Origin of the sequence: Allobosea sp. BK604, assembly GCF_004341515.1 — a bacterium.
GTDB lineage: Bacteria > Pseudomonadota > Alphaproteobacteria > Rhizobiales > Beijerinckiaceae > Allobosea.
Genome location: NZ_SLZF01000001.1, coordinates 205,190 through 227,449 on the forward strand (window position 1 = coordinate 205,190; position 22,260 = coordinate 227,449).

25 protein-coding genes are annotated in these 22,260 nt (G+C 66.4%); 11 read left to right on the plus strand and 14 right to left on the minus strand.

Annotated elements, in window-relative coordinates:
* Positions 1–9 precede the first annotated feature (9 nt).
* From EV560_RS01075 to EV560_RS01085, 3 genes are all read right to left on the minus strand, one after another.
* On the minus strand, positions 10–813 hold the full coding sequence (locus tag EV560_RS01075; protein ID WP_131853158.1) for an SDR family NAD(P)-dependent oxidoreductase: 804 nt from the start codon (positions 811–813) through the stop codon (positions 10–12).
* A gap of 268 nt (positions 814–1,081) precedes the next feature.
* Positions 1,082–2,014: a sensor domain-containing diguanylate cyclase gene (locus tag EV560_RS01080; protein ID WP_131853159.1), complete on the minus strand. Its 933-nt coding sequence runs from the start codon at positions 2,012–2,014 to the stop codon at positions 1,082–1,084.
* Positions 2,015–2,106: 92 nt separating this feature from the next.
* Positions 2,107–2,301, minus strand: coding sequence for a hypothetical protein (locus EV560_RS01085; protein WP_131853161.1), 195 nt, complete (start codon positions 2,299–2,301; stop codon positions 2,107–2,109).
* Between EV560_RS01085 and rplS the strand changes: the two genes are divergently transcribed.
* Positions 2,291–2,677 (plus strand): 50S ribosomal protein L19, encoded by a 387-nt coding sequence (gene rplS / locus EV560_RS01090; protein ID WP_131853163.1) that lies wholly within the window; start codon positions 2,291–2,293, stop codon positions 2,675–2,677. The two genes, EV560_RS01085 and rplS, sit on opposite strands and share 11 nt — an antisense overlap.
* A 70-nt stretch (positions 2,678–2,747) precedes the next feature.
* Here rplS and EV560_RS01095 read toward each other — a convergent pair whose 3' ends face one another.
* Complete coding sequence (locus EV560_RS01095; RefSeq protein ID WP_131853165.1) at positions 2,748–3,146, minus strand: hypothetical protein; 399 nt, start codon at positions 3,144–3,146, stop codon at positions 2,748–2,750.
* A 180-nt stretch (positions 3,147–3,326) separates the two neighbouring features.
* On the opposite strand from EV560_RS01095, the gene EV560_RS01100 reads away from it, so the two are divergent.
* From EV560_RS01100 to leuD, 6 genes are all read left to right on the plus strand, one after another.
* Entirely contained in the window at positions 3,327–3,506 is a 180-nt protein-coding gene (locus tag EV560_RS01100; protein WP_131853166.1) for a hypothetical protein, read from the plus strand.
* 105 nt (positions 3,507–3,611) lie between these two features.
* Positions 3,612–5,030, plus strand: a complete 1,419-nt coding sequence (gene leuC / locus EV560_RS01105; RefSeq protein WP_131853168.1) for a 3-isopropylmalate dehydratase large subunit — start codon at positions 3,612–3,614, stop codon at positions 5,028–5,030.
* Between the two features lie 23 nt (positions 5,031–5,053).
* Positions 5,054–5,299: a hypothetical protein gene (locus EV560_RS01110; RefSeq protein ID WP_131853170.1), complete on the plus strand. Its 246-nt coding sequence runs from the start codon at positions 5,054–5,056 to the stop codon at positions 5,297–5,299.
* A 1-nt stretch (position 5,300) separates the two neighbouring features.
* Positions 5,301–5,774, plus strand: coding sequence for a metallopeptidase family protein (locus tag EV560_RS01115; protein WP_131853172.1), 474 nt, complete (start codon positions 5,301–5,303; stop codon positions 5,772–5,774).
* A gap of 3 nt (positions 5,775–5,777) precedes the next feature.
* A complete protein-coding gene (locus EV560_RS01120; RefSeq protein WP_131853174.1) occupies positions 5,778–6,410 on the plus strand; it encodes a LysE family translocator in 633 nt (210 codons plus the stop codon).
* Between the two features lie 51 nt (positions 6,411–6,461).
* Entirely contained in the window at positions 6,462–7,064 is a 603-nt protein-coding gene (gene leuD, locus EV560_RS01125; protein WP_131853176.1) for a 3-isopropylmalate dehydratase small subunit, read from the plus strand.
* A gap of 173 nt (positions 7,065–7,237) precedes the next feature.
* Here leuD and EV560_RS01130 read toward each other — a convergent pair whose 3' ends face one another.
* Positions 7,238–8,041: a DUF4394 domain-containing protein gene (locus tag EV560_RS01130; protein WP_131853178.1), complete on the minus strand. Its 804-nt coding sequence runs from the start codon at positions 8,039–8,041 to the stop codon at positions 7,238–7,240.
* A gap of 195 nt (positions 8,042–8,236) precedes the next feature.
* On the opposite strand from EV560_RS01130, the gene EV560_RS01135 reads away from it, so the two are divergent.
* Both EV560_RS01135 and EV560_RS01140 read left to right on the plus strand, forming a co-directional pair.
* Positions 8,237–8,800, plus strand: coding sequence for a sigma-70 family RNA polymerase sigma factor (locus tag EV560_RS01135; RefSeq protein WP_131853180.1), 564 nt, complete (start codon positions 8,237–8,239; stop codon positions 8,798–8,800).
* Positions 8,797–9,564: an anti-sigma factor gene (locus EV560_RS01140; protein ID WP_131853182.1), complete on the plus strand. Its 768-nt coding sequence runs from the start codon at positions 8,797–8,799 to the stop codon at positions 9,562–9,564. Before EV560_RS01135 ends, EV560_RS01140 begins: the two co-directional genes overlap by 4 nt.
* A gap of 50 nt (positions 9,565–9,614) precedes the next feature.
* On the opposite strand, the gene arsC is transcribed toward EV560_RS01140, so the two are convergent.
* The 7 genes from arsC to EV560_RS01180 form a co-directional block, all read right to left on the minus strand.
* Positions 9,615–10,031, minus strand: coding sequence for an arsenate reductase (glutaredoxin) (gene arsC, locus EV560_RS01145; protein ID WP_131853184.1), 417 nt, complete (start codon positions 10,029–10,031; stop codon positions 9,615–9,617).
* Positions 10,028–10,702: an aquaporin gene (locus EV560_RS01150; RefSeq protein WP_131853186.1), complete on the minus strand. Its 675-nt coding sequence runs from the start codon at positions 10,700–10,702 to the stop codon at positions 10,028–10,030. The genes arsC and EV560_RS01150 overlap by 4 nt, the downstream gene beginning before the upstream one ends.
* Positions 10,703–10,704: 2 nt before the next feature.
* Positions 10,705–11,073: an ArsR/SmtB family transcription factor gene (locus EV560_RS01155; RefSeq protein WP_131853188.1), complete on the minus strand. Its 369-nt coding sequence runs from the start codon at positions 11,071–11,073 to the stop codon at positions 10,705–10,707.
* A gap of 149 nt (positions 11,074–11,222) precedes the next feature.
* On the minus strand, positions 11,223–12,317 hold the full coding sequence (locus EV560_RS01160; protein ID WP_131853190.1) for an ATP-dependent DNA helicase: 1,095 nt from the start codon (positions 12,315–12,317) through the stop codon (positions 11,223–11,225).
* Between the two features lie 69 nt (positions 12,318–12,386).
* Positions 12,387–14,030, minus strand: coding sequence for a methyl-accepting chemotaxis protein (locus tag EV560_RS01165; RefSeq protein WP_165923262.1), 1,644 nt, complete (start codon positions 14,028–14,030; stop codon positions 12,387–12,389).
* Between the two features lie 181 nt (positions 14,031–14,211).
* Positions 14,212–15,015, minus strand: coding sequence for a 4-hydroxy-tetrahydrodipicolinate reductase (dapB, locus tag EV560_RS01170; protein ID WP_131853194.1), 804 nt, complete (start codon positions 15,013–15,015; stop codon positions 14,212–14,214).
* A 177-nt stretch (positions 15,016–15,192) separates the two neighbouring features.
* Positions 15,193–15,777, minus strand: coding sequence for a GNAT family N-acetyltransferase (locus tag EV560_RS01180; protein ID WP_131853198.1), 585 nt, complete (start codon positions 15,775–15,777; stop codon positions 15,193–15,195).
* 88 nt (positions 15,778–15,865) lie between these two features.
* On the opposite strand from EV560_RS01180, the gene EV560_RS01185 reads away from it, so the two are divergent.
* Positions 15,866–16,483: a LysE family translocator gene (locus EV560_RS01185; RefSeq protein WP_131853200.1), complete on the plus strand. Its 618-nt coding sequence runs from the start codon at positions 15,866–15,868 to the stop codon at positions 16,481–16,483.
* On the opposite strand, the gene EV560_RS01190 is transcribed toward EV560_RS01185, so the two are convergent.
* A complete protein-coding gene (locus tag EV560_RS01190; protein WP_131853202.1) occupies positions 16,484–17,179 on the minus strand; it encodes an SDR family oxidoreductase in 696 nt (231 codons plus the stop codon).
* A gap of 189 nt (positions 17,180–17,368) precedes the next feature.
* On the opposite strand from EV560_RS01190, the gene EV560_RS01195 reads away from it, so the two are divergent.
* Positions 17,369–18,340 (plus strand): Bug family tripartite tricarboxylate transporter substrate binding protein, encoded by a 972-nt coding sequence (locus EV560_RS01195; protein WP_165923263.1) that lies wholly within the window; start codon positions 17,369–17,371, stop codon positions 18,338–18,340.
* Positions 18,341–18,474: 134 nt separating this feature from the next.
* On the opposite strand, the gene EV560_RS01200 is transcribed toward EV560_RS01195, so the two are convergent.
* A complete protein-coding gene (locus EV560_RS01200) occupies positions 18,475–22,068 on the minus strand; it encodes a hydantoinase B/oxoprolinase family protein (RefSeq protein WP_131853206.1) in 3,594 nt (1,197 codons plus the stop codon).
* Positions 22,069–22,260 lie beyond the last annotated feature (192 nt).

Below are 22,260 nucleotides of genomic sequence, written 5' to 3' on the forward strand. Positions count from 1 at the left end.
GGCGTCGGCTCAGAGATTGCGGCGCTGGCCGCGCAGCGTCGGCAGACCGATGCCGACCGCATCGAAGCCGCCATCGACCGCGAGTACCTGGCCGGTGATGTAGCTCGCCTTTTCGCTGCACAGGAAGAAGATCGCCTCCGCGAGCTCCTCCTCCAGCCCATAGCGGGCGAGCGGGATCGCGTCGTGATAATCGGCGCGAATCTCCTTGCTGTGCACCGCCTTGGCCATGGCGGTATCGACCGGGCCGGGCGCGACCGCATTGACCCTTATGCCGAGCGCGGCGAGCTCGGCCGCCTGCTGCTTGGTGAGATGGGCGAGCCCGGCCTTGCTGGTGCCGTAGGCGACGCGCAGCGTCGAGGCGCGCAGCGTCGAGGCGCGCAGGCCCGAGATCGAGGTGATGTTGACGACGGCGCCGCCGCCGCCATCGGCCATCAGCGGTGCACCGGCCTGCGTGCACAGGAACGGGCCGGTGAGATTGACCGCGAGCACGCGCTGCCATTCGTCATAGCTGGTCTCCAGCAGCGGCTTGAACACGGCCGTTCCGGCATTGTTGACGAGCGCGTCGAGCCGGCCGAAGCGCTCGGCCGCCGTATCGAAGGCGGCGACGACGGCGGCAGGATCCGCGACGTCGCAGGTCAGCGACAGCGTGACATGCGGCGCGTCGAGCTCCGCCATCGCCTGCGCCAGCGTCACCGCATCGATATCGAGCAGCGCGACCCGCCAGTTATCGGCAAGGAACCGCTTGGCCGTCGCCAGCCCGATGCCGCGCGCGGCGCCGGTGACGAGAGCAACTTTCGGGATGTCCTGAGCCATGGCCATGTCCAATGACGCGATCGTCGCCCAGCTATGCACCCTGCTCCAGCGCGATGGAAGCCATGGCCGCGCTAGGGTCTGTACTCATATTGGAGGGTGTCGTGATCGGGCCAAAATGGCCGAATGCAAGGAGGAGCCCGCCGCCCCATGCCCCAGGCATCGGGCAAGGGACCGACGCGGCAGTCGGCCATTTTCGCCCGACCCCGAAGGGGCGCGGGCATTTTGCCCGGCTGGTGCGTCGCGACACCCTCCAATATGAGGACAGACCCTAAGCTACGACGGCCGGGGGCTCGCGTCTCAAGCCATCGGCCGCGATTCGATCCCGTCCCGCGAGCTTGGCGGCGTAGAGCGCCCGGTCGGCGCGCGTGTAGATGTCGGTCGCCGTCTCGCCTGCCATCCATTCGGCGACACCGGCCGAAAACGTGTATTTGAACGAGGGCTGCTCGGGCATCGGCACGGCCATCCGCACGATGGCCAGCATCCGGTCGAGGATCAGCAACGCCTCGTCGACCTGCGTATCAGGCAGCACGAGGGCGAATTCCTCGCCGCCGATCCGGCCGAAGCAATCGGTCCGGCGAACATCCTCCTGGATCCGCAGGGCGAAGTCGCGCAGGACCAGATCGCCCGTGGCATGGCCGAAGCGGTCATTGATCTGCTTGAAATTGTCGATGTCGAGAATGGCGACGCAGCCGACGATGCCGTGCTGGATGCTGGTTCGCGTCATCTCGTCGACGCGGCCCATCACATAGCGACGGTTGGCGATACCGGTCAGCTCATCGGTGTAGGAGGCCTTGATCGCGAAATCGCGGTCCTGCCGGACGGCACGCTCCTCCGCCCTGATCTCGGTGATGTCGCTGGCAATGCAGAGCATCCAGCCATTCGGCTGTACGGTCTCTGTCATCCAGAGCCAGCGACCATCGACGAGGTCAGTCTCGAAGGCGCGAAAGGGCTGCTTGCCGCGGCGCGACTTGGCCGAGACCAGCCAGGAGTCGAAATTGGGCTCGCGGATGATCGTGCCCCTCCCCGCCGCACGGTTGCGGCGCATCAGCTCCGACCAGAACGGCTGTTCTCCCGGCTCGATGAAGAAGGCGCAGCGGAAGGCCCCGTTGGCGTAGCGCAGGCGATCGAACGCATCATATGCGGCGACCAGCACCGGCGTGTTCTCATAGAGCTTGCTGAGATTTGCGCTGATCCCGTCCATCGGCAGACGGTGTTCCTGCAGGTGCGGATCTGAACGCGGGCGGCTTTCCTGGCGCCAGTCTGCGCCTGGAACATTTCACTACGCTTTCCGATTTAGAGCGCATGCTGCGCATTTTTGTGGCACCAGTCAGAATATCCGGCATGTCCTTCCCTGAATGCGTTTCGCTGCCGGTGCGGCTCGACAAACAGCCCGTCCTCCTGTATGGGCACGCCCTCAACTGAAAACAGCGAGCCGAAAGCCCGCGCGTCCAGCGCGAACACGGCCATGGAGAGACCCATGAACATCATCGAGCAGCTCGACAAAGAGCAGATCGCCAAGCTCAGCGAAGGCAAGGACATCCCGCACTTCCAGCCCGGCGACACCGTGCAGGTCAACGTCAAGGTCAAGGAAGGCGAGCGCAGCCGCGTCCAGGCCTATGAGGGCGTCGTGATCGCGCGCAATGGCGGCGGCCTGAACGAGGCCTTCACCGTCCGCAAGATTTCCTATGGCGAGGGCGTCGAGCGCGTCTTCCCGCTCTATTCGCCGAACATCGATTCCATCAAGGTTGTCCGCAAGGGCAAGGTCCGGCGCGCCAAGCTGTATTACCTGCGCGATCGCCGCGGCAAGTCGGCCCGTATCGCCGAGCGCACCGATGCCAAGCCGGCCAAGGGCGCTGGCAAGTAAGCTTCGCCCGCATTGCGAAGCGAGTTTCGAGCGCGGCCCTTCGGGGCCGCGCTTTTGTTTTGCCGAAAGCTCAGTCCTGCGGGCCGACCGTCAGGTCGCGCCGGGCGGTGAGGATGCTGATCGAATAGCCGGCGACGACATCGATCAGCGACATCACGGTGATGACCAGGAAGGTCCCGGTGCCGAAGGCCGGAAGCAACAGGAAGGCGAGACCGCAGCCGACGAAGACCAGGAGCGACAGGCCGTGATTGAGGATCGAACTCGAGCGCGCACTGGCGGCGTTCATGATCTCGAAGAACAGGACCAGGATCGCGACAGCGAGCAGGGTCTCGCCCGTCGTCGGCGCGAAGCTGGCGCCTGACGGCAGCCCGATCGAGAACAGCACCCGCTCGAGTGGAATGCCCATGACGGCGACGACGACGCCATAGGCGAGAACTGCGAAGGCCATGAAGGGGAAAAAGCGCATCATCTCTACCACCGATCCTGTTGCCCGCCGCCTATAGCAGGCGCCGCCGGCCGTCGCACCTTGACTGCCGATGACCGCGCCAGCCGAACGCGTCAGGTGAACGCGCGAGCTCCGCGTTCGACGCCGAGCCGACCGGCATTGGCTTCGTTGCCGGCGCAGTTTGGAACTGATAGAAGCATCGGCATGACATCGGGCCTGCACATCGTAGGGATCGGCAGCCGCGCCGTCAGGCGCGTGGCGAAGCTGCGCCGTCGCATCCCGACTACGCAGGAATTCGCGGCGCTGCACGACCATGCCCGCCTGCCCTGGCGCTTTTTCGGCCGGTTCACGACCTCGGCCGTTGCAGGCCTTAGCCGCGCCTGAGACCGGCCGTCTCGGCCGGCGACAGGCCGCTTGCGCAAGCGCCGCCGGCTCAGGCCGGCACCAGAATTCCAAGACTGAAGAATTCCAGGACCGAGGCTTATCGACATGACGTCGTCCACCGCCCCCCGCACGCTCTACGACAAGATCTTCGACGACCACGTCGTCGACCGGCAGGAAGACGGCACCTGCCTGCTCTATATCGACCGCCACCTCGTCCACGAGGTCACGAGCCCGCAGGCTTTCGAGGGCCTGCGCATGACCGGCCGCAAGGTTCGTTCTCCCGAGAAGACGCTCGCCGTCGTCGACCACAACATCCCGACCACCGACCGCAGCAAGGGCATCGCCGAAGAGGAGAGCCGCATCCAGGTCGAGGCGCTCGCCAAGAACGCCAAGGATTTCGGCGTCGAGTATTTCAACGAGCTCGACGTCCGCCAGGGCATCGTCCACATCGTCGGCCCCGAGCAGGGCTTCACCTTGCCCGGCACCACGATCGTCTGCGGCGACAGCCACACCTCGACGCACGGCGCCTTCGGCGCGTTGGCCCATGGCATCGGCACCTCCGAGGTCGAGCATGTGCTCGCCACCCAGACGCTGATCCAGAAGAAGGCCAAGAACATGCTCGTCCAGGTGGACGGCACCCCGGCCAAGGGCGTCACCGCCAAGGACATCACGCTGGCGATCATCGGCGAGATCGGCACTGCCGGCGGCACCGGCTCGGTCATCGAATATGCTGGTGAGGCCATTCGAGGCCTCTCGATGGAAGGCCGCATGACGGTCTGCAACATGTCGATCGAGGGCGGTGCCCGCGCCGGCATGGTCGCGCCGGACGAGAAGTCCTATGCCTATCTCATGGGCCGGCCGAAGGCGCCCAAGGGCGCGGCCTGGGAAGAGGCCGTGCGCTATTGGGAGACGCTGCGCACCGACGAGGGCGCGCATTTCGACCGCGTGGTCAAGCTCGACGCCGCCAACCTGCCGCCGATCGTCTCCTGGGGCACCAGCCCCGAGGACGTGATCTCGGTGATGGGCGCGGTGCCCGATCCCGAGCTGATCGAGGACGAGGTCAAGCGCGCCTCGAAGAAGCGCGCTCTCGACTATATGGGCCTGACCGCCGGCACCAGGATGACCGAGATCCCGCTCGACGTGATCTGGATCGGCTCCTGCACCAATGGCCGCATCGAGGATCTGCGCGCCGTCGCCAAGATCGTCGAGGGCAAGAAGATCGCCGGCTCGCTCGACTACGCCATGATCGTGCCCGGCTCCGGCCTGGTGAAGCAGCAGGCGGAGGAAGAGGGTCTCGACAAGATCTTCCTGGCCGCCGGCTTCGAGTGGCGCGAGCCCGGCTGCTCGATGTGCCTCGGCATGAACCCCGACCAGCTCAAGCCCGGCCAGCGCGCCGCCTCGACCTCGAACCGCAATTTCGAGGGCCGCCAAGGCTATCGCGGCCGCACCCACCTGGTCTCGCCGACCATGGCGGCAGCCGCGGCGCTCGTCGGTCACTTCGTCGATGTGAGGCAGCTGGGCTAGGAGCCCGTTCGCGGAGGTAAGGCATGACAACCGACCCCCGCGAAGCCGCCCGCGCCGCCGAGGCCAAGGCAACGCTTGAGCGCGTCAAGCGCGACCAGGAAGGCGTGTTCGGCTCCTCGATGGGCCGTGCCGCTGACCATTTCTCCGGTCGCGACGCGCCAGAGGGCGACAAGATCGAGCTTTGGGGCCGGCGCATCGGCCGTGCCCTTTCGCTGATCGGCGTCGTCGTGCTGGCCTTCTGGCTCGGGCATCAGCTCAAGATCTGGTGAGATGAAGACCGTGCCGTCGATCTCAGCCTCCGCCAGCGCCTCGGCCCATGCCGAGGCCTCGTCCTCGCTTGACTGGAGCGGGCTCAAGGCCCCCTCCATCGCCGAGTTCGAGGTGCTGGCCCAATCCGCCTTCGACAACCTGCCGGACGAGTTCCGCGCGCTTTGCGCCGATCTCATCATCAACGTCACCGAGTTCCCCGAGGATGACGTGGTCAAGGAGCTGGAGGCGGAGAGCGCGTTCGACATCCTCGGCCTGTTCAGCGGCGTCGGCCTGCCCCAGCAGGGCTACGCGCCACAGACCGGCCAGATGCCGAACACGATCCATCTCTACCGCCGCCCGATCCTCGACTACTGGGCGGAGAACGACGAAACCCTCAGTGCCATCGTCACCCATGTGCTCGTGCACGAGATCGGCCACCATTTCGGCTTCTCGGACGAGGACATGGAAGCGATCGAGCAGGCGGCGGAGCGATAGACGATGATCGATGACCTGATCCGCCATTGGCCCGACCTGGTGCTGGTCTACTCGGCCTTCTTCCTGGCCGTGGCCAGCCCCGGCCCGAGCAATCTCGCGGTCATGGCGACCTCGATGGAGCATGGCAGGCGCGCCGGGCTCACGCTCGCGCTCGGCGTCACCACCGGCTCCCTGACCTGGGGCATTCTCGCCGCCATCGGCGTCTCCGCGCTGATCGTGGCCCATCCCGGCGCGCTCTACGCGATCAAGATCGTCGGCGGCCTCTACCTGCTGTTCCTGGCCGGGCGCTCGGCGCGCTCGGCCATGCGAGAGGATATGCCGCCGCCGAAAGCCGCCGTTCCCGGGCATCTCGCCTATCTGCGCGGCTATCTCATGCACCTCACCAACCCCAAGGCGATCCTGAGCTGGACGGCGATTATCGCGCTCGGCCTGCGCCCCGAGACACCCGCGGTGGTCGTCTACGCCATCGTCTTCGGTTGTATGATGATCTCCCTGGTGCTCAACCAGGGCTATGCATACCTGTTCTCGACCGCTTCCATGGTCGCGGGCTACCGCAGGATCCGGCGCCGGGCGGAAGCCTGCCTCGCCGCCTTCTTCGGCTTTGCCAGCTTCAAACTCCTGACGGCGCAGCTATGAGGCCCGCCGTCCATCACGCCTCCTGACCGAAACACCCGTTGGAGCCTTGCCATGCAGCCCTTCACCACGCTGACCTCCACCCCCGCCCCGTTGAAGGTGGTGAATGTCGACACCGACATGATCATCCCCAAGCAGTACCTCAAGACGATCAAGCGCACCGGGCTCGGCACCGCCCTCTTCGCCGAGGCGCGCTACAAGGAGGACGGCTCGGAGAACCCCGATTTCGTGCTGAACCAGCCGGCCTACCGCAAGTCGGAGATCCTGGTTGCCGGCGATAATTTCGGCTGCGGCTCCTCGCGCGAGCATGCACCCTGGGCCCTGCTCGATTTCGGTATCCGCTGCGTGATTTCGACCTCTTTCGCCGACATCTTTTACAATAACTGCTTCAAGAACGGCATCCTGCCGATCGTCGTGAAGCCCGAGGACCTGGAGAAGCTCTTCGACGATGCCGATCGCGGTTCGAACGCGACCCTGACCGTCGATCTCGAGAAGCAGGAGATCAAGGGCCCGGACGGCGGCACGCTGAAATTCGACATCGATCCGTTCCGCAAGCATTGCCTGCTCAACGGGCTCGACGATATCGGCCTGACCATGGAGAAGGCCCCGGCGATCGACGCCTTCGAGAAGAAGATCGCCGGCCGCGCCTGGGCCTGAACACCAGAGCATTTTCGAGCGAAGTGGATACCGGTTCGCGTAAAGAAAATGCGTCAAGGCAAAGAGATAGAGCACTTGCGCGGTTCGGAGAAACGCGGAAGTGCTCCAAGCACGAAGAGCCGCCGTCCCGCGGGTGAGACGGCGGCTCCCTCGTCATCGGTCGGTTGGCGGGCTTACATCGCCGGCAGCGCGGCGGCGTCACGCGCCGGTGACTTGAGCCCGTTCACCTTCCCGATCATCGTCGCCTTGCCGGAGGCGAGGTCGACCTTGTGCAACGCGCCATCGGCCAGGAGCCAGCCGGTATTCGAGCCGTCGCTGCCGGTCTCGATATCGAAGGCGACCGCCTTTGGCGTGACACCGAGCTTGCCGATCGCGCCGAGCACGCCGTCATTCGGCGGCGCCTGCTTCAGGAGCCCGCCGATCTTGCCGTCGATATCGTAGAGCGCGGTCTCCTTCGTGCCCTTGACCGAGTTCGAATAGGCACCGGCGACGACCATCGGCACCTCGCCCTTGTGCATGTCGGTCTCGGCGAATTTGAGCTTGCCGTCGACCATGGTCTTGCCGTCGTCGACATTGACGCGCAGGTTCGTGCCATCCGCGCCGATGACGCGCAGCCGGTCGGCGGCCGGGTTGAAATCGACCGTCGCCATCGTGCCTGCGGCGAGCACGGTATCCATCTTCGACTTGATCGTGGCTTTGCCGCTGGCAAGATCGACCGTGTAGATCGTGCCATCGCCGCCGAGTGCATAGAGCAGGCCGTCGGCGGGGCGAACATCGATGCCGGCGATCTTGCCGCCGATGCCGGTGACCTCGATCGACTTGCCGGCCTTCTGCGTCGCGGTGTCGACCATGGTAAGCGTATGGTCGCCGCTGAGCACGGCGAGCGTGCCGGCTGGGGCCGCAAGCGTGGCGGCAAAGGACGCGCCGAGAATGGTGGAGGCGACGAGCGCGAGGCGCGTGATGCCAATGGTCTGCATGAGGTTATCCTCCGATTGGATCGCAATTCTCTTGGGTCGATCGACGCCAATGCCTGGCGTGCTGCCCACTGGGGATAAGGTCGGCGCGCTGGTGCGGATGCGCTTGAAGAAATAAAAGATCGGGCTGCATCCGCGGCCCGCCCAGCCGCGTAGACTCGCACTGGCGCATGCGATGGCGCCGATCAGGGGGACAGGATGGCGACGAGCGCCACGCTGCCGCGACAAGCGACGGAGATCGACGCCGCGCTGCGCCAATGCGCATCGGGCGATAAAATTGCGTTGAAGCGCATCTACGAGGCCGAGTCGGCGCGTATGCTCGGTGTGGCCCAGCGCCTGCTCAAGCGGCGGGCGCTGGCGGAGGAGGCCGTGCAGGACGCCTTCGTGTTGATCTGGCGCCATGCCGCCCGCTTCGACCCCGAGCGCGGTAGCGGCCTGACCTGGATCTACGCCATCCTGCGCAACCGCGCGCTCTCGATCCTGCGCGACGAGAAGCGGACCGAGACGAGCGACACCCCTGTCGCCGAGGAGACGGCGAGCGAAGAGGATGATCCCGAGACGGTGATGTCGAAACTGTCCGACGCCAAGGCCCTGCGCGCCTGCCTGGAGCAGCTGCCGGAGCAGCGCCGCAGCCTTGTGCTGCTCGCCTTCGTCCAAGGCCTGACCCATGGCGAGCTGGCCGAACGGGTCAAGCTGCCGCTCGGGACGGTGAAGTCCTGGATTCGCCGCTCGTTGCTCGCGCTCAAGGAGTGCCTCGGATGAGCCCCTCCCCCGACCTGCCGCTCGGCCCCGAAGAGCGCGACATGCTGGCGGGCGAATATGTGCTCGGCCTGATCGAAGGTGCCGACCTCGCCGCGTTCGAACGCCGACTCGAAGTCGATGCCGAGCTTGCCGGCGCCGTCGCGCGCTGGCGCAGTCATTTCGCCGCGATCGATGCGACCGCTCCCGCCATCCCGCCCTCGTCCGAACTCTGGCGGCGGATCGAGGCGGAACTGGCAGCGGTCACGCCGCTGGCTGCACGGCCGGCAGCCGCGACGGCCACCCCTGTCCGGCCGGGCGCCGCGACCGGCTCGCGCCTCTCCGACTGGTGGAACAGCCTCCTCGTCTGGCGTGGCGCGGCCTTGGCCGGCGCGGTCGCGACAATCCTGCTCGCGGTCGGCCTCCTCGGCGCACTCGATCGCGCCCGGCGCCAGCCCGTCATGGTCGCGGTGCTCCTGACCGAGACCAATATCGCTGCCGCCGTCGTGAACACCTTCGGCGACGGCCGCGTCGAATTGCTGCCGCTGCAGGCGATCGCGGTGCCGGAAGGCAAGGCGCTGGAAATCTGGACGCTGTGGGACCGGGCAGTCGGGCCACGCTCGGTCGGCTTGATCGAGCGCGCCCGCTCGACGCCGCTGCGGCTCGATCAGCTGCCGCTCGGCGCGAACCAGCTCTTCGAGATCACGCTGGAACCGGCAACCGGCTCACCGACCGGCCGCCCGACCGGCCCGATCATCGCCAAGGGCACGACCGCGCAGGCATTGTGAGGAGACAAGCGACAGGTGGCCCGCCACCCCGCGGCGACGACAGCTCGGCGCTATTCGAGCACAACGATCTCGCCGTCCTCCTTCGTGAAGCTGAACGGCTTTCGATCCAGCAGGTCGAAGACCAGTTCCGACGGCCGGCACAGCTTGACGCCCTTCGGCGTGACTACGAGCGGGCGGTTCACCAGGATCGGCTGCTCGACCATGGCGTCGAGAATACGGTCCTCGCTGATGCCCTGGTCGAGCAGTCCCAGCTCGGCGGCTGACGTTTCCTTTTCGCGTAGCAATTGTCGGAAGGACAGGCCTGCCTCACCGGCCAGCTTGCGAAGCTGGTCATGCGTCCAGCCGACCTCGAGATACGCGACGATCTTCGGCGTATAGCCGGCGGCGCGAACCATCTCGACCGTGTTGCGTGACGTGCCGCAGGCTGGATTGTGGAAGATCACGACGGGGAAATCGATGTCGGTCATGAGGTCTGCTCTTCCTTGAGAAGCCAGCCGAACGTGAGCATCGCGACGAATGCGCCGGCCAACTGGGCGAAGATGAAATCGGGAACGCTCGCCGGTGCGATGCCCGCGAAGGTATCACTAAGGCTGCGGGCGATCGTCACCGCCGGATTGGCGAAGGAGGTCGACGCAGTGAACCAGTAGGCAGCGACGATGTAGAGGCCGATCGATATCGGTGCGAAGTCGAGCCGGAAGCGCAAGCTGCCCAGAATGGTCGCAACCAGGCCGAAGGTCGCAACCGCTTCGGAGAAGACCTGCGCCGGCCCGGTGCGCAGCTTGGTCGAGATCTGCAAGAGCGGCTCGCCGAACATCGCATGGGCGCACCAGACACCGAGGATGGCGCCGAGCAGCTGGGCGAGCGCATAGGCCAGTGCCGAGCGCCAGGGCATGTCTCGCCTGAGCGTGGCTACCAAAGTCACGGCCGGATTGAAATGCGCGCCGGAGATCGGTGCGAACAGCGTGATCAGCACGACGAGTGCCGCCCCGGTCGCCAAGGTGTTGCCGAGCAAGGCCAGGGCAACGTTGCCGCCGGCGAGACGCTCGCCCATGATCCCGGAGCCCACGACGGCAGCCAGAAGAAATGCAGTCCCCAAGGCCTCTGCGAAGAGGCGACGCGGCAAGTCGAAGGTGGCCATGCTCAAGCGTTCGCGTTCGGCAGGCAGGCCCCGTCGCAAGCGGCGGCCCTCGCGACGATGCCCCCCAATGGCGCGCAGATCTCCGGGGAGCCGTTGCAGCAATCTTCCATCAGGAAGCCGAGCAGCCCGGTCATGGCGGTGAAGTCGGCCGAATAGATGATCGACCGGCCTTCGCGGCGTGAGGTGATCAGCCCGGCATGCGAGAGGACGTTGAGATTGGCCGACAGGGTGTTGGGCAGGCTGTCCAGCCTCCTTGCAATCTCTCCCGCGGCGACACCGACTGGACCAGCCTTGACCAGCAGGCGGAAAATCGTCAGGCGCCCCTCATGACCAAGAGCGGACAGGCTCGCAGCGGCGGCTTTCGATTCCATAATTCCAGTATGGTCGAAATATTCGGATAATCAACGGCGATTTTTAAGACGCTCGCATGGCCGAGCGTCTTGCCTTGAGGCCATCGTTCATGGCGCGGATCGAGCACGGCAGACTGAAGACCGAGGCACCGCACCATCTGCCGGCGTCCCTACATCACCACCGTGATCGTTTCCGCCGCGCGGGTCAGCCCGGTATAGAGCCAGCGCGCCCGGTGCTCGCGGAAGGCGAAGGCCTCGTCGAACAGCACGATATCGTCCCATTGCGAGCCCTGCGATTTGTGGACAGTCAGCGCATATCCGAAGGTGAACTCGTCAGTGTGCTTGCGCAGCTCCCACGGCACCTCCTCCTCGGTGCCGTCGAAGAAATTCGGCAGTACGGAGACCTTCACGGCCTTGCCGCCGGCATCGTCCTCAGGCGTCACCCGCATGGTGACGAGTCCCTTCTTCGAGGTCTTCAGCTCCTGCACGATCCAGGAGCCGCCATTGAGCAGGCCCTTCGTCTTGTCGTTGCGCAGGCAGACCAGTTTCTCGCCGGCGACCGGCACGGTCTCGGTCCGGCCCATCAGCTGGCGGATGCGGGCATTGTAGAGCCGCCGCGTCTTGTTCATGCCGACCAGCACCTGGTCGGCGCCGAGCACGATCTCCGAATTGATCGCATCGCGCCGGATCACCCGGCTCTCGCCGTATTCGCCGACCTCGAGCCGCCCGCCCTCGCGCACGATCATCGACATCCGCACGATGGGGTTGTCGGCGGCCTGACGATGCACCTCGGTCAGCATGATGTCGGGCTCGGCCTCCGTGAAGAAGCCGCCGCCCTTGACCGGCGGCAGTTGCGCCGGATCGCCCAGCACCAGCACCGGCGTGCCAAAAGAGAGCAAGTCCTTGCCGAGTTCCTCGTCCACCATCGAGCACTCGTCGATGATGATGAGCGAGGCTTTCGCCGCGTTGCTCTCGCGGTTGATCACGAAGGTCGGGCTCTCCTCCTCGACGCCGCGCGAGCGATAGATCAGCGAATGGATGGTCTGGGCGCCGTGGCAGCCCTTGTTGCGCAGCACCAGCGCCGCCTTGCCGGTATAGGCCGCGAAGACGACATCACCGTCGACGCCCTCCGCGATATGACGCGCGAGTGTCGTCTTGCCCGTGCCGGCATAGCCGAACAGGCGAAAGACCTGGGGACGGCCGGCCTGGAGCCAGCGCGCGACGGCGCTCAGCGCGGCATCCTGCTGCGGTGACCAGTTGCTCATGGGCACGATGTGGGGCGGGCGATCATGCCCGCCAATGGGCGCGAGTCGGGTGCGCCGCGCAAGGCCTGATCAGGCGGCGCGCAGCCGCGTGACGAATTCCTCCGCCTCTTCCTGCAGTGCCGCGATGCGCTCGTCGAGATCGCGCGCGCCCATGGCGCCCATATCGGCCTGGGCGACGGTCTGGACATTGGCCTTGGCGATCTCGTCCATGGCGCTCGCGGCCGTGCCGGTGACATGCGAGATGCGCCCGACGGTATCGCCGAGCGATCCCAGGAGTTCGGAATGCGAGCCGACCATGGTCGAGATCTCGGTGCTGGTCTGCTCGACCGCGCCGACGCTGGCGACGATCGCCGAGACCGCCTGGGCGGCATGGGACAAAGCCTCGTTGACATTGCTGATGCGCCTGACGATCTGCGCCGTCGCATCGGCCGTCTGCCCGGCAAGCGCCTTGACCTCGCTGGCGACGACGGCAAAGCCCCGGCCATGCACGCCGGCCCGCGCCGCCTCGATCGTCGCGTTCAGCGCCAGCAGGTTGGTCTGCCGTGCGATCGCCTCGATGATCTCGACCACATCGCGGATCTGGCTCGCGTTCTCAGTTAGCCGGCGCACGAGGCCGGAGGTGCCGGCCGCTTCCTGCGAGGCGGCGGTCGCCGTTTCCGAGACCCGCCGGACCTCGGTATTGATCTGCTGGATCACGTATTCGAGCCGCAGCGCAGCATCGGTGATGCGTTGCGCCTCGTTGCCCGCGCCGACGACGGCGGAAGCCGCGGTCGCCGTGCTTTGCGAAACCTGCTGGGCGCGGATGGCGGAATCCTGCAGCGCGGCGCGCAGGATCTCGCTGACCTCGGCAATGTCGCGCAGCAGCACGCCGAGACGCCCCTCGAACTCATCGGCGATCCGCCCGAGCTCTTGCGTGCGCTGTCCCTGGTGCTGCTGCGCCAGATCGGCCTCGGCCTCGCGCGTGACCAGCGTGGCGCGGACCTCGCTGAGCGTGCGCACCGTGCGAGCCAACTGGCCGATCTCATCCTTGCGGCGGACATGCGGCACGTCGATGACCACGCTCGAGGATGTCGCAGCGCCGATCGCAGCCATCAGCTCGCGTAGTGGGCGCGTCAGATAGGTGCGGAGCAGGACGATTGCCAGCAAGGCCCCGGCCAGCGGCAGGCTGACGGCAGTGACGATGACCTGCCAGCGAACCGAGCGTTCCAATTCGCTGGCGCGAGCGGCGCTGCGCTGGGCGCGCTGGTCGAGCTCATCGGTCAGTTTCGCCGTGGTCAGGAGGATCTGGCGGACATTCTCGCGTGCCGGCTCGGACCCGGCCTCGAGCAATGCCGCCTTGGGCGAGACGTTGCGCCCCATCGAGACGATATCACGCTGGAAATCGATGAAGGTCGTGATGATCCGATCGAGGGTCGGGTTGGCCTCGCGGAAATCATCCGGCAGCGAGGCGATGAAACTCACCCTTGCCGAGTCGACCAGTTCGACCGCGCCGTCGAGCGCGTCGAGCGCCACCTCGACAGCCCGCGGCGTCGCCGCATCGTCGAAACGGCTGAGCAGCGACGCCTGTGCGACGCGGTTCGAGAGAAGCGTCGCGCGATTGGCAAGGGCCAGGCTCGCGAAGGCCTCCTTGTCGATCTCGTGAACGGCGTCGAGCCCCTTGACCGCGCTGTAGAGACCGGCCCCGGCAGCGATACCCAACAGCGCGAACAACATCGTGATCTTCGCTGTCAGGCCCAGATTCCGCATCGGTCTCACCGTCAATTCCAAACGCGCCGCTCCTTTCGCAGATGCGAACGAACGTGGGGTTAACGGACGGTGAGAAATCGATCGAAATCAACAATTTAGCCGGGTACAAATCCGGTAGAGATCGGTATTGTCCAGCGATTTTGTCGAGTTACGCCATCAGGCTGTCGAGCCCGCGCCGCAGGCCGCTTTTTTCGGAGACTTTTCGCGCCGCGAGCAGGGTCCCGCCGACATAGGGAGCGGCAGAGGTGCCGGCATCATGGCGGATGACGAGGCGCTCGTCGGGCAGACCGAACACCGCCTCGCAGGAGAGGACGAAGCCCGGCAAGCGCAGCGAATGCACCTGGACCGGGTGGGGCGCGCCGATCGCCGCGCCACGGGTCTCGCGTGCTCCTCCGAGCTCCGAGACCGGCTTGGAGGTCGCCGCCATGCGCTCGGCACCAAGCGTCTCGGCGAGCTCGCGGCCCGTGCCCGAGGGCGTATCGGGCTTGGAGGCGGACGCGTAATCGATGATCTCGACATCGGGCACGTTTTTGACCGCCTCGCGGGCGAAGCGGCGCAGCAGGGTCGCGGTGATCGAGAAATTGCCGGCCGCGAGCACGCCGACACCGGCCATCTGCGCTGCGGCATCGATCTCGGCATAGTCCTCGCCCGTCATCCCGGATGCGCCGACCACGACATGCCGGCCTCCAGCGACCGCACTCAGCACGTTGCCCTTCACACTGTCGGGCTTGGTGTAGTCGATCAGGACGTCAGACGGCACGAACAGCGCCTCCGCCACCGAGGCGAAGACCGGCAGGCCATTCGCGGGCAGCCCGGCGGCCTCGCCGAGATCGCGCCCCGCCGCCTTGCGCGAGATGCCGGCGACAAGTTCGAGATCGGGCGCGGCCGCGATGGCGGCGACGAGCGCCTTGCCGACCCAGCCGGTGCAGCCTGCGAGCGTGATGCGGATCATCGGTCTCTCCTCGTATGATTTGGTCGAGGACTAGAGCATTTTCGAGCGAAGTGGACACCGGTTCGCGTGAGGAAAATGCGTCAAAACAAATAGATAGAGAATTTTCGCGTTTCGGAGAGACGCGGAAATGCTCTGGACAGAGCCCGAAGCGCGTCCATGCGCGGCGATGCACGGCCGTCAGAGCGCAAGCCGCATCAATGGCCTGCCCGGCTTCTGCCGCGCGACCTCGCTGAAGCCGGCTCGCAGGAAGATTCGCTCCGGGCCGACATAGAGCCCCTCGCTGCTGCGCTTGAGCTCGTGATCCATCGCAGCAGCCTCGAGCAGCCGCGCGCCGCTGGCGCGGGCGAAATCGATCGCACCGTCGAGTAGCGCGGCGGTCACCCGCTGGCCGCGCCATTGCTTGCGTACGAAGAAGCAGGAAGCCGCCCAGTTGCGCGGATCTTCGGCCGGCGCGTCCGGCAGCGGCGTCGAGGCGCGGCGCGGGTTGTTCCATTCGGAAACGTCCCGCCGTGGGCCGACCTGCAGCCAGCCGACGCAGGTCTCGCCGTCATAGGCAATCACGCCCGGCGGCGGCCCCTTGCGGACGCGCTCCTCGAACAGAAGCCGCGCGCCCTCGCCGAGCAGCGGCATGCGCTGCTTCTGCGGCATGCGGAAATGGTTGCACCAGCAGCCATAGCAGGCGCCCTTCGGCCCGAAGAGGTCCTCCAGGTCCGGCCAGCGCTCGGGCGTCAGCGGGACAACATCAAAACCGGCCTTGCCCATCCAACGCTCCTTCCCGTCGCCCATATGCCGGCTCGACAGGGCGACGATATCGGCAGAGTACTATGCGCCACAGCCGGAGACCGCTCCCATGTCGCTCGAACTCTTCGCCGCCTATTTCGCCGCCTGCGCCGTGATCATCATCGTGCCGGGCCCGACCGTGACTCTGATCATCGCCAACAGCCTGAAGCACGGTAGCCGCGCCGGGCTCCTCAACGTGGCAGGAACCCAGGCCGGCCTTGCCATCATGATCGCGATCGTCGGCATCGGCCTCAGCTCCGTCATCGCGGCGCTCGGTCACTGGTTCGACTGGCTGCGCCTCGCCGGAGCCGCCTATCTGATCTGGCTCGGCTGGAAGATGTTCCGCTCGGCCGGCAATGCCGAGGACGGCGCGGCCCCGGCGCGCGCGCCGCGCGGCGGTTTCTTCCTTCAGGGCGTGCTGGTCGCGCTCAGCAATCCCAAGACCTTGCTCTTCTTCGGTGCCTTCTTCCCGCAATTCCTCGACCCGGCCCGCGACCACGCCACGCAGATCGCGATCATGGGCCTGACCGCGATGCTCTTCGCCGCCCTGAGCGACAGCGCCTATGCGCTTCTCTCCGGCCGCGCCGGGCGCTTCCTGTCGCAGAACCGCGTGCGGCTGCTGTCGCGATTCAGCGGCGGGTGCCTGATCGGCGGCGGGGTCTGGCTCGCCTCCTCGCGCGCGAGCTGATCACCAGGGAATCGGCGCCCCGTCCCAGTTGCGGAAGCTGCCGCTCTCGGCCGCGCCGGACGTGTCGATCGTCCTGATCAACCCTTCCGCGCTCTGGCTCGGAGGGATATCGGCGCCCGAACCGCCCATATCGGTCTGCACCCAGCCGGGATGGAACAGATAGATGCTGACGCCGCGATCCCGGACGGCGCTGCCGAACAGGACCATGGTCATGTTCACCGCCGTCTTCGAGGAACGGTAGGCGATCGAACCGGAGGGGTTGTTGCCGATCGAGCCCATGCGGCTGGAGATCGTCGCGATCTTGCGGGTCTTCGAGGCCTCGACATTGGGCAGGAAGGCCTGCGCCACCCGCAGCGGCGCGTAGACATTGACCTCGAACACCTCGCGCCAGGCATCGAAATCCATGTCGAGGGCCGATTGCCGGTCGCGCGGCCCATAGACGCCGGCATTGTTGACGAGGACGTCGATCTCGCGATTCCCGAGCGCAGCCTTGGCCGCGGCGACGCTCTCGTCCGAGGTCACGTCGAGCGCAAGCGGCGTGATCGATCCCGGATGCTTTTCTGCCAATGCCTTCAGCGCGCCGCTGCTCGGATCGCGCGCCGCGGCGACGACATGGTCGCCGCGCACGACAAGGGCGCTGGTGAGCGCAAGGCCGATGCCGCGATTGGCGCCGGTGATCATCCAGGTCTTGGGCATGGCGAAGTCCTTCGAAGGCGGGGCTTGCAGGTCGGCCAGCTTGCACCGGCGATGCGACACTAGTGCACTTACTACGGTCTTGCGCCGGCACCATGGCCTGCATGCTGCATGCGGCGTTGCACGGCCATGCGAATATGGTCTGTTGCCGTCCTTCGAGGGGAACCGCCAACGAGCGGGAAAGGATCAATCATGCATCGTCGTCACGTCTTGCGTCTCGCCGCGATCTCGGCGCTGGCGCTCGCCGCGCCCGCCAGCGCGCAGACCCTGCCTCAGGGTCCCATCCGCATGCTGGTCGGCTTCGCCGCCGGCGGCTCCACCGACGTGATGGCGCGAATTATCGGCGAGAAGCTGTCGCAGCGCCTCGGCCGGAGCGTGATCATCGAGAACAATGCCGGCGCTTCCGGGCGCCTCGCCGCCGAGCAGGTGAAGAAGGCGGCGCCGGACGGCTCGACCGTCCTCGTCGGCAATATCGGCATGGTCGTGCTCGCGCCGGTGACGTTCAAGACCCTGAGCTATGATCCGCTCGCCGATTTCGAGCCCGTGGTCAGGGCCGCCGACTTCCAACTGGCCGTCGCCGCCACCAAGGAAACCGGCAGCAGCGATGTCGCGGGTTTCGTGCAATGGCTGAAGCAGAACCCGGACAAGGCCAATATCGCCGTGCCCCTTCAGGCGAGCCTCTCGCATCTGACCGGCCTGCGCTTCGTCCAGGCCTCGGGCGCCAAGGCCGAGATGGTGGTGTTCCGCGGCATGGCGCTCGCCATGCAGGACCTGCTCGCCGGGCGCCTCTCCGGCGCTGTCGCCACCGTCGCCGATTTCAGCGAGCAGCATCGTGCCGGGACGATGAAGGTGCTGGCCGTCTCCGGCGCGAAACGTGCCCCGGCGCTGCCGGACGTGCCGACCTTCACCGAGGCCGGCATCAAGGGTTTCGAGAGCAATGGCTGGAACGGCTTCCTGCTGCCGAAGGGCACGCCGCAGCCGATCGTCGAGCTCTACAACCGCGAGATCGCGGCGATCGTGGCCTCGCCGGAGATCACGCAGCGCTACGAGCAGCTCGGCTTCATCGCGCCCGAGCCTAACACACCGGCCGATTTTGCCGGCGCGATCAAGTCGGGCATGGACGCCTGGAGGCCCCTGGTCGAGGCCGCAGGGCTTCAGCAGTAGCTTGCGACCGAGCGGGGCGGCTGGATCATCGGCCCGAATAGCGGATTGCGGCCTTCGGAAATGCCGATGCGAAAACAAGACGCTGGATCATCGGACCGATGCGATATCCGGTCCGATGGTCCAGCCTGCCCCGCTCACTCCGGCTTGCCGTAGCCGCCCGCGGTCGGCGTCAGCACCGTGACCGCCTCGCCAACCTCCAGGAAGGTCTGGTCGCTCGGCTTCAGCTCTTCGATCTCGCCGGAAAGTCGGCGCACCGTCGTCTTGCCGACGAGGCCGGGCTCGCCGCCACCCGCGCCGAACGGCCGGACCTTGCGATGCGAGGCGAGGATCGCGCAGTCCATCGCCTTGAGGAAGCGGATGGTGCGGCTGGTGCCATCGCCGGCATTCCACTTGCCCTTGCCACCCGAACCGGCTCGGATGTGGAAATCCTCGAGCGCGACCGGGAAGCGCGTCTCCAGGATCTCGGGATCGGTCAGGCGCGAATTGGTCATGTGGACATGCACGCCCGAGGTGCCGTTGAAGCCCGGTCCGGCCGGCGAGCCCGAGCAGATCGTCTCGTAATACTGATACTGGTCGTTGCCGAAGGTCAGGTTGTTCATCGTGCCCTGCGAGCAGGACATCGCCTGCAGCGCGCCGAACAGCGTATTGGTCACAGCCTGTGAGACCTCGACATTCCCTGCCACGACGGCGGCCGGATAACGCGGCGCCAGCATCGAGCCCTCCGGCACGATAACCTTGATCGGCCTGAGGCAACCCGCATTCATCGGGATCGCATCGTCGACCATGACGCGGAAGACATAGAGCACGGCCGCACGGGTAACGGGCGCCGGTGCGTTGAAATTGTCCTCGCGCTGCGGCGAGGTGCCGGTGAAATCGACGGTTGCCTCGCGCTTCTCGCGGTCGACCGTGATCTTCACCTTGATCGCGCAGCCCTGATCCATCGGATAGGTGAATTCGCAATCGTGCAGCTTGGCCAGCAGCCGCGCGACGCTTTCCGCCGCGTTGTCCTGGACATGGCCCATATAGGCCTGCACGACATCGAGGCCGAAGGAGCGGATCATCTTCCGCAGTTCCGCCACGCCCTTCTCGTTGGCGGCGATCTGCGCCTTGAGGTCGTTGACGTTCTGCACGACGTTGCGCACCGGATAGCGCGCCCCGGTCAGCAGCGCGAGCAGTTCCTCCTCGCAGAAGCGGCCCTGATCGACGATCTTGAAATTGTCGATATAGACGCCCTCTTCTTCGATGACCGTCGCCAGCGGCGACATCGAGCCCGGCGCCGTGCCGCCGACATCGGCATGGTGGCCACGGCTCGCCACCCAGAACAGGATCTCCTTCTCCGCCTCGTCGAAGACCGGCGTGCAGATCGTGATGTCCGGCAGATGCGTGCCGCCATTATAGGGTGCATTCAGGCAGTAGACGTCGCCCGGGCGGATGACCGGGTTGTTGGCGATCACCGTCTCGACCGAGCGATCCATCGAGCCCAGATGCACCGGCATATGCGGCGCATTGGCGACGAGCGCGCCGGTCTGGTCGAAGACGGCGCAGGAGAAGTCGAGCCGCTCCTTGATGTTCACCGAATAGGCGGTGTTCTGCAGCGTCACGCCCATTTGCTCGGCGATCGACATGAACAGGTTGTTGAAGATCTCGAGCATGACCGGATCGGCCCTGGTGCCGATCGCAGCGTTCTGCACCAGCGCCTTGGTGCGGACGAGGACGAGATGGTCCTTGCCGGTGAGCTTGGCGGTCCAGCCCTCCTCGACCACGACGGTCTGGTTGGCCTCGATGATGATGGCCGGGCCGGCAATGCCCTGGCCTGACGACATCGCCTCGCGGCGGACGATCGCCGCCTCGTGCCATTCGCCCTTGGCGAAGAAGCGGGTGCGCTCGGCGATCCCGGGCGCGCCGGCGAGCTCCGCCTCGCTCTCCTCCTCGAACTTGGCGCCGCCGCCGACGGCCTCGACCTCGACAGCTTCGACGACCAGCGCCTTGGTCTCGTCCATGAAGCCGAAGCGCGCCTTGTGGGCGACCTGGAAGGCTTCGACCATCTCGGCCCGGTTGCCGAACGGGATGGCGATGGCGGTATCGGTGCCGGCATAGCGGATATGGGCGCGCACATGGATGGCGATGTCGCCTTCCGGCACGCCCTGCCCGGCGACCTCGGCCCTGGTCTCGGCACCCAGCCTGTCGCCGACCGCCGCGATCGCGGCCTTTGCCTCGCCGTCGAGCGGCACGTCGAGCGCTGCGGTGCGCGTCGCGCGGATTTCGGCGAGGCCCATGCCATAGGCCGAGAGCAGGCCGGAGAACGGGTGCAGCAGCACCGTCTTGATGCCGAGCGCATCGGCCACGAGGCAGGCATGCTGGCCGCCGGCGCCGCCGAAGGAGTTCAGCGCATAGCGGGTAATGTCGTAGCCACGCTGCACCGAGATCTTCTTGATCGCCTCGGCCATGTTGGCGACCGCGATCTGGATGAAGCCGTCGGCGACCTCCTCGGGCGAGCGCCCGTCCCCGACCTCGGCAGCCAATGCCGCGAACTTCGCCTTGACCGTCTCGACATCGAGCGGCTGGTCCTGGCCCGCGCCGAAGATAGCCGGGAAGTAGGACGGGATCAGCTTGCCGACCATGACATTGGCGTCGGTCACCGCCAACGGCCCGCCGCGGCGATAGGCGGCAGGACCAGGATTGGCACCGGCCGAATCCGGGCCGACGCGGAATCGCGCGCCGTCGAAATGCAGGATCGAGCCGCCGCCGGCCGCGACCGTATGGATCAGCATCATCGGCGCGCGCATGCGTACGCCGGCGACCTCGGTCTCGAAGGCCCGCTCATACTCACCGTCGAAATGGGCGACGTCGGTCGACGTGCCGCCCATGTCGAAGCCGATCACCTTGTCGAATCCGGCCGAGCGGCCGGTCTCGGCGAGGCCGACGACGCCGCCGGCCGGGCCGGAGAGGATCGCGTCCTTGCCCTGGAACAGCTCGGCCGCGGTGAGCCCGCCCGACGACATCATGAACATCAGCCGCGCGCCGGTGCGGGCAATGTCGAGCTCCTCCGAGACCTGCGCGACATAGCGGCCGAGGATCGGCGAGAGATAGGCGTCGACCACGGTCGTGTCGCCACGCCCGACCAGCTTGATCAGCGGCGAGACCTCATGGCTGACCGAGACTTGCGGAAAGCCGATCTCGCGGGCGATCCTGGCCGCGACCTGCTCATGCGCCGGATAGCGATAGGCGTGCATGAAGGCGATGGCGACGGCGCGAAAACCGTCATCGTACTCGGCCTGCAGCGCGGCACGGATCGCCGACTCGTCGGGCGCCTGCTCGATCGTGCCGTCGGCAAGCGTGCGCTCCTCCACCTCGACCACGGCCGTGTAGAGCTGCTCCGGCTTGATGATCTCCTTGGCAAAAATGTTCGGCCGCGCCTGGTAGCCGATGCGCAGCGCGTCCCGGAAACCCTTGGTCGTGACCAGCAGCGTGCGGTCGCCCTTGCGCTCCAGCAGCGCGTTGGTCGCGACCGTCGTGCCCATGCGCACCTCGCCGACCAGCCCGGCTGGGATCGGCTCGCCGGCCTTCAGGCCGAGATGATCACGGATGCCCTGCACCGCGGCGTCGCGATAGGCGCCCGGATTCTCCGAGAGCAGCTTCCTGGCGTGAAGTTTGCCTGTCAGGTCGCGGCCGATCACGTCGGTGAAGGTGCCGCCGCGGTCGATCCAGAAATCCCAACGGCTCGCCATGTCACTCTCCTCAGCGTGATGCATCAATTGAGCTGATAATTCATCGATAAATCGTCGATGAAAAGTTGACAAGGTAATTTCGCCGTCTACGATTGGTTTCGAGATCGGGACATGGCTGAGGGGCCGGGCCGATCGTGGGAGGATATGATGGCAGGGTCAATCGCAACCGCGCGAAGCGTCGGCATGCGCTCA